The 11,877-nt window shown below is 63.7% G+C and carries 10 protein-coding genes; 5 read left to right on the plus strand and 5 right to left on the minus strand.

What is annotated here, in order from left to right:
* Window positions 1-33: 33 nt before the first annotated feature.
* Together topA and ACO055_RS02320 are read left to right on the plus strand one after the other, a co-directional pair.
* Window positions 34-2,583, plus strand: coding sequence for a type I DNA topoisomerase (topA, locus tag ACO055_RS02315; RefSeq protein ID WP_422062396.1), 2,550 nt, complete (start codon window positions 34-36; stop codon window positions 2,581-2,583).
* A 134-nt stretch (window positions 2,584-2,717) separates the two neighbouring features.
* Window positions 2,718-3,839, plus strand: coding sequence for a lipase family protein (locus ACO055_RS02320; protein ID WP_422061004.1), 1,122 nt, complete (start codon window positions 2,718-2,720; stop codon window positions 3,837-3,839).
* Between the two features lie 3 nt (window positions 3,840-3,842).
* Here the strand turns inward: ACO055_RS02320 and ACO055_RS02325 are convergent, their stop codons facing one another.
* The 4 genes from ACO055_RS02325 to lepB are packed head-to-tail and all read right to left on the minus strand — an operon-like array spanning window position 3,843 to window position 6,686.
* Window positions 3,843-4,280, minus strand: coding sequence for a hypothetical protein (locus ACO055_RS02325; RefSeq protein ID WP_422061005.1), 438 nt, complete (start codon window positions 4,278-4,280; stop codon window positions 3,843-3,845).
* A 17-nt stretch (window positions 4,281-4,297) separates the two neighbouring features.
* Entirely contained in the window at window positions 4,298-5,191 is an 894-nt protein-coding gene (era, locus tag ACO055_RS02330; protein WP_422061006.1) for a GTPase Era, read from the minus strand.
* The gene (rnc, locus tag ACO055_RS02335; protein ID WP_422061007.1) at window positions 5,188-5,871 is read right to left on the minus strand and encodes a ribonuclease III; all 684 of its coding nucleotides are present in this window, start codon (window positions 5,869-5,871) and stop codon (window positions 5,188-5,190) included. The genes era and rnc overlap by 4 nt, the downstream gene beginning before the upstream one ends.
* Complete coding sequence (gene lepB / locus ACO055_RS02340; RefSeq protein ID WP_422062397.1) at window positions 5,868-6,686, minus strand: signal peptidase I; 819 nt, start codon at window positions 6,684-6,686, stop codon at window positions 5,868-5,870. Before lepB ends, rnc begins: the two co-directional genes overlap by 4 nt.
* A gap of 265 nt (window positions 6,687-6,951) precedes the next feature.
* Here lepB and pgi point away from each other — a divergent pair, with 265 nt between their 5' ends.
* From pgi to ACO055_RS02355, 3 genes are all read left to right on the plus strand, one after another.
* The gene (gene pgi, locus ACO055_RS02345; protein ID WP_422061008.1) at window positions 6,952-8,457 is read left to right on the plus strand and encodes a glucose-6-phosphate isomerase; all 1,506 of its coding nucleotides are present in this window, start codon (window positions 6,952-6,954) and stop codon (window positions 8,455-8,457) included.
* Between the two features lie 105 nt (window positions 8,458-8,562).
* On the plus strand, window positions 8,563-9,909 hold the full coding sequence (gene gor, locus ACO055_RS02350) for a glutathione-disulfide reductase (protein WP_422061009.1): 1,347 nt from the start codon (window positions 8,563-8,565) through the stop codon (window positions 9,907-9,909).
* Window positions 9,910-10,013: 104 nt separating this feature from the next.
* Entirely contained in the window at window positions 10,014-11,030 is a 1,017-nt protein-coding gene (locus tag ACO055_RS02355) for an SDR family oxidoreductase (protein WP_422061010.1), read from the plus strand.
* 36 nt (window positions 11,031-11,066) lie between these two features.
* Here ACO055_RS02355 and ACO055_RS02360 read toward each other — a convergent pair whose 3' ends face one another.
* Window positions 11,067-11,852, minus strand: coding sequence for an SDR family NAD(P)-dependent oxidoreductase (locus tag ACO055_RS02360; protein ID WP_422061011.1), 786 nt, complete (start codon window positions 11,850-11,852; stop codon window positions 11,067-11,069).
* Between the last annotated feature and the right edge of the window lie 25 nt (window positions 11,853-11,877).

Raw genomic sequence — 11,877 nt, forward strand, 5'->3', positions numbered from 1 at the left:
GTACGTAGAGAGTTTCCGGGGATAAGATTTTCAATGCAATTGGTGATTGTGGAGTCGCCCGCAAAGGCGAAGACGATCGAGAAATACCTCGGTCGCGATTTCAAGGTTCTGGCGTCCTACGGCCATGTCCGCGACTTGCCGCCGAAGGACGGCTCGGTCGATCCGGACGACAGCTTTGCCATGCAGTGGCAGCTGTACCCCGACAAGGCGAAACGGATGAAGGACATCCAGGACGCCGCGAAGACCGCCGATCGTCTGATCCTCGCGACTGACCCTGACCGCGAAGGCGAAGCGATCAGCTGGCATGTGCAGGAATTGCTGCGCAGCAAGAAAGCGCTGCCTTCTGTCGTCGACCGCGTGACGTTCAATGCCATCACCAAGCAAGCGGTGACCGACGCGATGGCGCACCCGCGCGCGCTCGACGACGATCTGATCGACGCATATCGCGCGCGCCGAGCGCTCGACTATCTGGTCGGCTTTACCCTGTCGCCGGTGTTGTGGCGCAAGCTGCCCGGCGCGAAGTCCGCGGGCCGTGTCCAGTCGGTGACGCTGCGCATGATCGTCGAGCGCGAACGCGAGATCGAAGCTTTTGTCGCGCAGCAATATTGGTCGGTAACAGGGCTGTTCGAAATGGCGGGCACGCCGTTCCGGGCGCGGCTGTCGCGTTGGCGCGGCGACAAGATCGAACGGCTGTCGATCGGCACCGAAGCCGATGCTCGCGCTGCCGAAGCTGATGTGAAGGCCGGTCATTTCTCCGTTGATCTAGTCGAAACCAAGCCGCTCACCCGCAACCCGCCGCCGCCCTTCACGACCTCGACGTTGCAGCAGGAGGCCGCTCGCAAGCTCGGTTTTTCGGCCAGCCACACGATGCGCGTCGCGCAGGACCTGTATGAGGACGGCGCGATCACCTATATGCGTACCGATGGCGTTCAGATGGATCACAGCGCGATCAGCGCCGCGCGCAAGGCGATCGCGACCCGCTATGACGGCGGCTATGTCCCCGACCAGCCGCGCCAGTACCAGACGAAGGCGAAGAATGCGCAGGAAGCGCACGAAGCGATCCGTCCGACCGATTTCGGCAAGGACAAGGTCGGCGGCGGCGATCACGCGCGGCTGTACGATCTGGTCTGGAAACGGGCACTTGCAAGCCAGATGGCCTCGGCGCGACTTGAACGCACGAGCGTCGATCTGAGCGACGGCACCGGCAAGACGGTGCTGCGCGCGACCGGGCAGGTGGTCAAGTTCCCCGGCTTCCTAGCCCTTTATGATGAAGGCCGCGACGACGCCGAAGACGAGGACGCGCGCCTGCTGCCGGCGATGGAAAAGGGTGATGCGCCCGCCAAGACCGGCATCGAGGTCGAGAAACACGAGACGCAGCCGCCGCCGCGCTATTCGGAAGCGAGCCTGGTCAAGCGGATGGAGGAGCTGGGCATCGGGCGCCCGTCGACCTATGCCTCGATCCTGCAAGTGCTGAAGGACCGCGCCTATGTGCGCGTCGAGAAGAACCGTTTCATTCCCGAGGAAAGCGGGCGGTTGTTGACCGCGTTCCTCGAACGTTTCTTTGGCCGCTATGTCGAATATGATTTCACCGCCGGGCTTGAGGAAGAGCTTGACGATGTGTCGGGTGGCCGCGCGCAGTGGCAGGCGGTACTCGAACGCTTCTGGCGCGATTTCAAGCCGCGCACCGGTGAAGTGATGGAGCAGAAGCCGTCGGAGATTACCGCGGCGCTCGACGAATTCCTCGGCCCTTATCTTTTCCCCGACAAGGGCGACGGCAGCGATCCGCGCCTGTGCCCCAACTGCGGCACCGGGCGGCTCGCGCTGCGCGGCGGCAAATTCGGACCCTTTATCGCGTGCAGCAATTACCCGGATTGCAAATTCACGCGGAAGTTCGCGCAGCCGGGCGGCAGCGATGGAGCCGACACTGGCCCCGAAACGATGGGCTCCGATCCGGAAAGCGGGCTGGAAGTATCGAAGCGCAGCGGACGTTTCGGTCCGTACATCCAGCTGGGAGACGGCAAGGAGGCAAAACGCTCGTCGATCCCGAAGGATATTCCGGCGGAAGATTTCGACCTCGACTATGCGCTGCGGCTGCTGAGCCTGCCGCGCGAGGTCGGCGATCATCCCGAAAGCGGCAAGCCGATCATGGCGGGTCTCGGCCGCTATGGCCCCTATCTGCTTCACGACGGCAAATATGCGAAGCTGACGGGTACCACCGAAATCTTTGACATCGGCATGAACGCCGCGGTCGTCCGCATCGCCGAGGCAGCCGCCGGGGGTGGCCGCGGGCGCGGAAAGACCGAACCGCTCAAGACCTTTGGCCCGCATCCGGTCAGTGGCGGTGAAATGAAACTGATGGCCGGGCGTTTCGGCCCCTATGTCACCGACGGCACGACCAACGCTACGCTTCCGAAGACGGTCGAAGCCGACGCGCTGACGGAGGAAGAAGCCATCGCGCTGATCGACGCACGCGCTGCGAAGGGGCCGGCAAAGGGCAAGAAGAAAGCTGCACCGAAGAAAGCGGCCGCCAAGAAGCCCGCCGCAAAGAAGGCGCCGGCAAAGAAAGCTGCGAAAAAGGACTAACCCCGAATATCACGTCATCCCCGCGAAGGCCGGGATCTTGCCAATGCGTCAGAAATCGACGTTGAGATCCCGGCCTTCGCCGGGATGACGACCGTGTTCGAGCGTGTTAGGGTAGTTCATCGGGAGGTATTTCGATGCGCCGCTTGCTTGCCACAATGCTCACGCTCCTCGCCATGGTTGCCACGCCCGCCGCGGCGCAGCAGCCCGGCACGTTGATATCCGCCGTGCCGATGCAGGACACGCCGCCCGGCGTGCAGGCCTGGCAGGTGCGATACTGGACGGCGAACCAGAATGGCGCGCTGTTTCAGGTGACGGGGATTGTCGCTGCGCCAATGGAGGCCATTCCGGCGCGACCGCGCCGGGTGATTGCCTGGACGCATGGCGCGTGGGGTGTCGCCGAGAAATGCGCGCCATCGATCAGTCCCAATTTCTTCGCCGCGACCGCCGGAATCGACGCGGTCCGACAGGGCTATGTGGTTGTTGCTCCCGATTATATCGGCCTTGGCAACCCGACGATGCACCCGATCCTCGTCGGCCCCGATACCGCCAATTCCGTCCTCGACGCCGTCCGCGCGACGCGTCAGATTCCGGGCGCCGCAGCGGGCAGCAGCTTTGCCGTATGGGGCGAATCGCAGGGCGGCCACGCCGCGCTGTGGACCGCGATCGCCGCGCGAAGCTATGCCCCCGATCTGACGCTCGTTGCCACCGCCGCCGCCGCGCCGCCGACCGATCTGGCCGCCAACCTGCGCGATGGCAGCGACAAGAACGCCCGTGCGCTGCTGTTGTCCTTCACACTGCACAGCTGGTCGACGCTCTATGGTTTCTCGATGGACAAGATTGCCAGCCGCACCAATCAGGGGATCATCCGCCGGTTGGCCGAAAACAACTGCATCAGTCTGGAAAAGAAGCCGAAGTTCGGCATGATATTGGGCGTGCTGACGATCGTGCGCGCGACGAAGAACAAGGATATCGCGAAGATCGAGCCGTGGGGAAGCTTCGCCCGCGCCAACAGCGTCGACGCTGCGCGCGTGTCCGGTCCGTTGCTGATCGCGCAGAGCAGCAACGACACGATCATTGCCCCCGCCGTCACGCGTAAATTCGCCAAAGCCGTCTGTCGGCGTGGCGCAAAATTGCGCTGGATCGATATGACGGGCGGGCATGTCGATGCCGCGCGCGAGAGTGCGCAGGAAACGATCAGCTGGATCGGCGCGCGCTTCGACGGATTGCCCGAGCCGAATGATTGTCGGCGGGTCTGATGCTCAGCGAAACGTGTCGGGATCGACGCGTTTGCGGTCGAACCATTCGACGGAGTCCGGACGGAACAGCAGATATGTGGCATAGCCATAAGCCGCGAAGATCAAAAGCGTCACTCCCAGCGCCAAGCCCTTTGGCGACACGGGGTTGGCGTAATTTACGACAAGCGAAATAGCGCCGATCACATAGGATATCGCCTGTATCCATTTGGCGACTTTGCTCGCGCGCTGCGAGATGAAGTACCAGATCGCAAGGTTTACGAGCATTCCACCGACGAAGATGAAGAGCATGTAACCCGCGCCCCAACCGAGCTTCGCCACTTCGGGTTGTCGCGTAAATGCATCGAGCGTGTCGTTCCAGCGGAAGGCGTAATTCAGCGTTCCGACCACCATCGCGCCCAAAAAAAGTCGATCAAAGAGTTGGATTGATTTCGGCTTCGACATAGTGCCCCCTGATATCCTCAATCGACCCAATCGAGCCCCATGTCGCGATAGACGCCGCGGTCTTCGTCCCAGTTCGCCTTGACCTTCACATGCAGGAACAGGTGAACGTTGCGCCCCAGCAGCTCGGTCAGTTCGGCGCGGGCCTTGCTGCCGATTTCCTTGATGCGTTCGCCCTTGTGGCCAAGGATGATCGCGCGCTGATTGTCGCGCGCGACAAGGATCTGCTGGTGGATTTCGGCGCTGCCGTCCTTGCGCGTCGTGAACTTCTCGGTCTCGACGGTCGACTGATAGGGCAGTTCCTCGTGGAGCTGGCGATAGAGCTGCTCGCGCGTGATCTCGGCCGCGAGCATCCGTTCGGGGGCGTCGCTGACTTCGTCCTCCGGGAAATGCCACGGCCCCTCGGGCATCAGCGCCGAGAGGGTCGATTTCAATTCGGGAACCCCGTCGCCGGTGCTCGCCGAGACGAAGAAGGTTTCGTCGAAGGCGACGCGCTCGTTGAGCTGCGTCGCGGTCGTCAGCAGCTTGTCCTTCCTGGTCAGGTCGACCTTGTTGAGGACGAGAAACTTCTTCTCGGGCCGCCCCTCGATCCCTTGCAACACCCGCTCGGCACGCTCTCCAAGCTTCGCAGCGGCGTCGATCATCACCAGGATCGCTTCGGCCTGATCGAGGCTGTTCCACGCCGCCGCGACCATCGCGCGGTCGAGCCGGCGGGTAGGGGCGAAGATGCCCGGCGTGTCGATCAGGACGATCTGGGTTTCGCCGTCCATCGCGACCCCCATCAGGCGCGTGCGCGTCGTCTGTGCCTTTGGGCTGACGATCGCGACCTTCTGTCCGACGAGCGCGTTGACGATGGTCGATTTGCCCGCATTGGGCGCGCCGACGACGGCGACAAATCCGCAGCGGTGGGTCATTTTATATCTTCCTGTGCCAGTCGTTCGAGCAACGCCGCGGCTGCGGCCTTTTCGGCGGCCTGTTTCGACGCGCCTTCGCCCTCTGCCTCCGCGAGCTTGCCGACCACGACCGCGACCAGAAAGCGCGGCGCGTGGTCGGGGCCGTCGCGGCGGACGAGGCGGTATTCGGGTGGTTTGCGTTTGCGAGCGAGCGCCCATTCCTGGAGCGCTGCCTTGGGATGTTTGGGCGCTGCGACCTGACCGGCGATCATCTCGCCCCATTTGGCGACGATGAAGTCACGCGCTGCGTCGTCGCCGCGATCGAGCCAGAGCGCGCCGATCAGGGCTTCGAGCACGTCGGCGGCGATGTTGTCGCTATAGCGACCGCCGTCGCCGAGCGCCTGGCTGCCGAAATGGACATGCGCATTGAGGTCGAGACCCTGTGCGATGCGCGCGCAGGTCTCGCCCGAGGCGAGCGCATGAAGGCGCGACGAGAGTTCGCCCTCGGCGGCTTTCGGGAAGCGGCGGAAGAGTTCGGACGCGATCACGAGACCGAGCACGCGGTCACCAAGAAATTCGAGCCGCTGATAATCGCCCGCGCCGCTGCTGCCGTGGGTCAGCGCCTCATGATAGAGGCCCATGTCGCGAGGCTCGGCGCCGGTGATGGCTGCGATCGTCTCCGCGGAAACGCGGTCGTTCAAAAGCCTTCCCCGATGCGGCTCCAGCGCGCAGCCGTGACCCAGCTGATCGGATTGATCCAGCTTGCCGAGCCGTCGGTCGAGAACATGCCGACCATCGCGTGACCGACCAGATTTTCCTCGGGAACAAGGCCGATGCCCTGATTCTCCTCGGCGGGGAAGCGGCTGTCGGCGCTGCGGTCGCGGTTGTCGCCCATCAGGAACAAATGCCCCGCGGGCACCGTGACCGGGTCTGTATTGTCCTGGGCGATCGGCGTGATGTCGAGGATCGCATAGCTTTTGCCGCTGGGAAGCGTTTCGCGGAATTGTTTGTAGCGGCATTGGCGCTGGCCGTTGGTGCCGACTTCCTCGAACTGCGGCGCATAACAGGGCAGGGTTCCGGTCGTGCGCGAGGCGTCGATCATGTTCTGCGTCACCGGAATGACGAAATCGGCCATCGGCTCGCGCTTGAGCGGCTGGCCATTCAGCCAGACAATGCCCTCTTTCACCTGGATGGTATCGCCTGGCAGGCCGATGACGCGCTTGATATAGTCATTGTCGTTGACCGGCGGCGCCTTGAACACGACGACGTCGCCGCGGTTGGGCGTGCGCGCGAAAATGCGCCCCGGGATCAGCGGCACGCTGAACGGCAGGCTGTATTTCGAATAGCCATAGGCCATCTTGTTCACGAGCAGATAGTCGCCGATGAGCAGCCGCGGCTGCATCGATTCCGACGGAATGTTGAATGGCGACAGGAAAAAGCTGCGGAAAATCAACACCGCGATCGCGAGCAAGACGAGGAAGCGGGCGGTATCGACCGCTTCTTCCTTTGCGGAGATGGGGGCCGGCTCGGGCTTGCTCGGGCTGGGCGAATTATCGGCGGCTACGCTGGCGTCGGTCATGCCGCGCATTGGCGACGAATAGGTCTGCACGTCAAGCAAATATCGGCGGATGGCGCTGGCGCGTCGATCGCTCCGGCCCTAGAGAAGAGCCAACATCTGAACCCGTTCGCATCGCGCGAAGTCAAGATGCCCATCGGTGCGGCGCCGCACCGCGCGGCGCCGCGACGTCGCTCGATGCGAATGGAAAACCAAGGGAATTACGATGACGAAGGCATCCGAGGCCTGGCAGGCGCTTTCCGGCTGGCAACCGCAAAATCTGGCCGATCTGGTGGTAACGGCCCCCGAGGCGCGCCTTCAGGCTCTGGTTCGCAGCGTTGCCGACATCCGTTTCGATTTCGCCAAGACGCACCTTGATGACGCCGCGACAGCGATTCTGGGCGATCTGGCCGCCGCGCAGGATTTCACCGGCCGTCGCAAGACTCTGTTTGCGGGCGGGATCGCCAACCCCACCGAAAATCGCGCCGCGGAACATAGCGCGGAGCGCGGCGAGGGCGCGCCCGAGTCCGTGCACGTTGCGCAGGCGCTGCATCAGCGGATGCGGATGATGGTCGATGCGATCGAGGCCGGCGCGTTCGGCGAGATCCGCCATTTGCTCCACATTGGGATCGGAGGCTCGGCACTCGGCCCCGACCTGCTGATCGATGCGCTCGGGCGGCAAAGCGAGCGCTATGATGTCGCGGTCGTATCGAATGTCGACGGTGCTGCGCTTGCCGAGGCTTTCGCCCAATTCGACCCCGCCTATACGCTCGTCGCGGTTGCCTCGAAGACGTTCACCACGACCGAGACATTGCTCAACGCAGCATCTGCGCTGCAATGGCTGGAAGAAGGCGGGGTCGACGATGCGCTGGGCCGCTTCATCGCGCTCACCGCCAGCCCCGAACGCGCGATGGAGTGGGGGATCGACGAGACGCGCATCCTGCCGTTCAACGAGGCCGTCGGCGGCCGCTATTCGCTCTGGTCGTCGATCGGCTTTCCCGCGGCGCTGGCGCTCGGCTGGGATGCCTTTGCCGACATGCTGGAAGGTGCGGCCGAGATGGACCGCCATTTCCGTTTGGCCGATGGCGCCGACAATGTCTGTCTCCTCGCGGCCTTTGTCGACCAGATCTATACCAACCGCCTCGGCTGTCAGACGCGCGCGGTCTTTGCCTATGACGAGCGCCTGCGGCTGTTGCCCTCCTATCTCCAGCAGCTCGAAATGGAATCGAACGGCAAATCGGTGACGCTCGACGGCGCTCCGCTGGCGCAGCAGACCGCGCCGATCACCTGGGGCGGCGTCGGCACCGATGCGCAGCATGCGGTGTTCCAGCTGCTGCATCAGGGCACGCACCTGACACCGGTCGAATTCGTCGTAGCGCGCGAGCCCGACCATCTGCTCGACGATGCGCATCACGAGACGCTTGTGGCCAACTGCATCGCGCAGGGTGCCGCGCTGATGACCGGCAAGGCTAGTGACGATGGTGCGCGCGCTTATCCGGGAAATCGTCCTTCGACGACGATCCTGCTCGATCAGGTCACGCCGCGCACCCTGGGCGCGTTGATCGCTTTCTATGAGCACCGGGTCTTTGCCAATGCGGTGCTGCTCGGCATCAATCCGTTCGACCAGTTCGGCGTCGAGCTGGGCAAGGAGATGGCAAAGGGCCTTGCCGACGGGACGATCATTTTCGATCCTGCGACGCAGGCGCTGATGCAGGCGGCGCTCGGCGAGTAAGGCCGCATCACTGTCTCTCAGCGCAAAATTCGATTGGCAAGCGGCCGCCCGGTAACCACATAGGCGCGAGCGGCGAATAGCGGCTGTTCCTTTCAGGGGTCTTTCATGAGCGAGTTTGATTACGACCTGTTTGTCATCGGCGCCGGGTCGGGTGGCGTCCGCGCGTCGCGCGTGGCGGCCTCGCACGGCGCGCGCGTTGCGGTGGCCGAGGAGTATCGGGTCGGCGGCACCTGCGTCATCCGCGGCTGCGTCCCCAAGAAGCTGCTCGTTTATGGCGCCCATTTCGCCGAAGACATCCACGACGCGCGCAAATTCGGCTGGGACGTGCCCGAGTGCCGTTTCGACTGGAACGTGCTGCGCGACAATGTCCTCGCCGAGGTCGATCGGCTGGAAGGCCTGTATGGCCAGACGCTCGACAACCACAAGGTCACGGTGTTCAAGACGCGCGCGACGATCATTGGCCCGCAAAAGGTGCGCCTCGCCGACGGGACCGAGCTCGGCGCCGAGCGGATATTGATCGCGACCGGCGGCTGGCCGCACGTCCCCGAATTTCCGGGCAGCGAACATGCGATCACCTCGAACGAGGTCTTTCATCTCGATGCGCTGCCGAAGCGCGTGGTGATTGCGGGCGGCGGGTATATCGCCAATGAATTCGCCGGCATCTTCAACGAATTCGGCAGCAAGGTCACGATCGTCAATCGCGGCGATACGATCCTGCGCGGCTATGACGAACAGATCCGTGACCGGCTGCTCCAGATTTCGATGACGAAGGGCATCGACTTCAAGTTCAACGCGCCGTTCCAGTCGATCGAGAAGAACGCGAACGGGTCGCTGACCGTTCATCTGGAGAATAACGAGCCGATCGAGGCCGACGCGGTGCTCGTGGCTGCGGGCCGGGTGCCGAACACCAAGGGTATCGGGCTGGAGGACGTCGGGGTCGAAATCGACAAGGCCGGCGCTATCAAGGTCGACGAGACGAACCAGTCTTCGGTGCCGAGCATCTATGCCGTCGGTGACGTCACCAACCGCATCCAGCTGACCCCCGTCGCGATCCGCGAGGGGCAGGCGTTCGCCGACAGCGTGTTCGGCGGAAAGCCGACCGTCGTCGACTATCAGAATGTCCCGAGCGCGGTGTTCAGCCACCCGCCGATCGGCGCGGTCGGGATGACCGAGGCGGAGGCGCGCAACCAACTCGGGTCGGTGCGCATCTACACCAGCGATTTTCGCGCGATGAAGAATGTCCTGGCGGGGCGCAACGAGCGCGCGCTGTACAAGATGATCGTCAATGCCGCGACCGATCAGGTCGTCGGGCTGCACATGATCGGCCCCGACGCGCCCGAGATATTGCAGGCAGCGGCGATCGCGGTGAAGGCCGGACTGACGAAGGCCGATTTCGACAACACGGTCGCGCTGCACCCGAGCATGGCCGAGGAACTGGTGCTGCTCAAATGATCCCCGGCGAAAGCCGGGGGCGGTAGCGGGCGGCCTGTGGTCCCGGCTTTCGCCAGGGACCGCGGAATGCTAAACTTGCCTCCATAACATGGAGGGATGGGCGCATGACGGGCACGGCACTGGTCACCGGAGGCAGCGGATATATCGCTGGCTTCCTTATTCGCCAGCTGATCGAAAATGGCTGGACCGTCCATACGACGGTCCGCAGCCTGAAGCGCGAGCCGGAGGTGCGCGGCTGGCTGAACGTCGACAACGACCGGCTGAAATTCTTTGCCGCCGATCTGGAACATGACGCCGGCTGGGCCGAAAGCATCGCAGGATGCACGCATGTCGCGCATGTCGCGTCACCCTTTCCGCTGGGCGTCCCGAAGCATGCCGACGAGTTGATCGTTCCCGCACGCGAAGGCGCCCTGCGCGCGCTGCGCTTTGCGCGGGCTGCCGGGATCAGGCGCTTTGTCCTGACCTCTTCGATGGCGGCGATCGCCTATGGCCATGGCAAGGACCGCGACCTTTATAGCGAAGCCGACTGGACGAACCTCGATAACCCCGAGGTCATGCCCTATCCGCGCTCGAAGACCGTTGCCGAACGCGCCGCGCGCGACTGGATGGCGGCCGAGGGCGGCGACATGGAGTTTGCATCGGTCAATCCCGCGGCGGTGTTTGGACCATTGCTGTCCGACGATTTGTCGACCTCGATCGAGTTGGTGAAGCAATTGCTGGAGGGCAAGGTGCCAATGTGCCCCGACATCGGATTCGGGATCATCGACGTGCGCGACGTCGCCGACCTCCACTATCGCGCGCTGACAGCGCCGGGTATCCGCGACGAGCGCTATGTCTGCTCGGGACCGTTCTTCAAGATGATCGACATTGCGGACCTGCTCCGCGCCGATCTGGGCGAACAGGCGCGCAAGGTGCCGATACGGAAAATGCCCGATTGGCTGCTCAAAATCTTTGCGCTGGTGCGCCCCGAGCTCAAGCAGCTCGTTGTCGAGCTGGGCAATGTTCGCGGCGGCGACAGCAGCCATGCGATTCAGACGCTGGGCTGGACGATGCACACGCCCGAGGAAGCGATCCTCGCGACGGCGCATAGCCTGATCGAGCGGGGGATTGTGAAGGTGTGACACATGCGAGCCCCGGCTTTCGCCGGGGCTCGTCTTTTAGGCGATCGTCGGAACGATCCCGCCCTCGGCGCGGATTGCGGCGCCGTTGGTCGCCGCGGCGAGCGGGCTTGCGAGAAAGGTCACCATCGCCCCGATCTCGTCGGCTTCGATCAGGCGGCGGATCAGCGACAGCGGCCGCAGTTCGTCGAAGAAGCGCTGCTCGCGTTCGGCTTCGGGGGCGTCGGGGTTCGACACGACCGAGCGAATGAATTCGACGATTCCTTCCGAGCGTGTCGGTCCCGGCAGCACGCTGTTGACCGTCACGCCAGTGCCCTTGGTCTGTTCGGCCAAGCCGCGCGCGATGGTGAGCTGTGCGGTCTTGGTCATGCCGTAATGGATCATCTCGGCGGGCGGCAGCAGGCCGCTTTCGCTCGCGATGAAGATGACACGGCCCCAGTTGTTTTCGAGCATCTTGGGGAAATAATGCCGCGACAGGCGCGCGCCGCTGACGACATTGGTTTCGAAGATATTGTGCCAGTCGGCGTCGCTGATCTCGGCGAACGGCTTGGCTTCATAGATGCCGAGATTGTTCACCAGGATGTCGGTGGCGGGGACCGCTGCGATCAGCGCGTCGGCGCCCTCCGCAGTAGCAGGATCCGCCAGGACGGCCCGGATCGCGCCCGACTGCGCCAGGTCGGCGGCGGCTTCGTCCAGCTTTTTCTGGTTGCGTCCGGTGATGACGACCTCGACGCCTTCTTCGGCGAGGCGCTTCGCGATCGCGAAGCCGATGCCGGCGGTCGATCCGGTGACGATGGCAGTCTTGCCTTTGAGTTTCAGGTCCATGGCTAATCTCCTTGGTTGGATGCGA

The organism is Sphingopyxis sp., assembly GCF_965227415.1.
In the GTDB taxonomy this organism is placed as follows: Bacteria; Pseudomonadota; Alphaproteobacteria; order Sphingomonadales; family Sphingomonadaceae; genus Sphingopyxis.

What these genes read in the sequence shown, in the direction of transcription:
- topA (WP_422062396.1), top strand. Translation starts at nt 34, where the DNA reads ATGCAATTGGTGATTGTGGAGTCGCCCGCAAAGGCGAAGACGATCGAG.
- ACO055_RS02320 (WP_422061004.1), top strand. Translation starts at nt 2,718, where the DNA reads ATGCGCCGCTTGCTTGCCACAATGCTCACGCTCCTCGCCATGGTTGCC.
- ACO055_RS02325 (WP_422061005.1), bottom strand. Translation starts at nt 4,280, where the DNA reads ATGTCGAAGCCGAAATCAATCCAACTCTTTGATCGACTTTTTTTGGGC.
- era (WP_422061006.1), bottom strand. Translation starts at nt 5,191, where the DNA reads ATGACCCACCGCTGCGGATTTGTCGCCGTCGTCGGCGCGCCCAATGCG.
- pgi (WP_422061008.1), top strand. Translation starts at nt 6,952, where the DNA reads ATGACGAAGGCATCCGAGGCCTGGCAGGCGCTTTCCGGCTGGCAACCG.
- gor (WP_422061009.1), top strand. Translation starts at nt 8,563, where the DNA reads ATGAGCGAGTTTGATTACGACCTGTTTGTCATCGGCGCCGGGTCGGGT.
- ACO055_RS02355 (WP_422061010.1), top strand. Translation starts at nt 10,014, where the DNA reads ATGACGGGCACGGCACTGGTCACCGGAGGCAGCGGATATATCGCTGGC.
- ACO055_RS02360 (WP_422061011.1), bottom strand. Translation starts at nt 11,852, where the DNA reads ATGGACCTGAAACTCAAAGGCAAGACTGCCATCGTCACCGGATCGACC.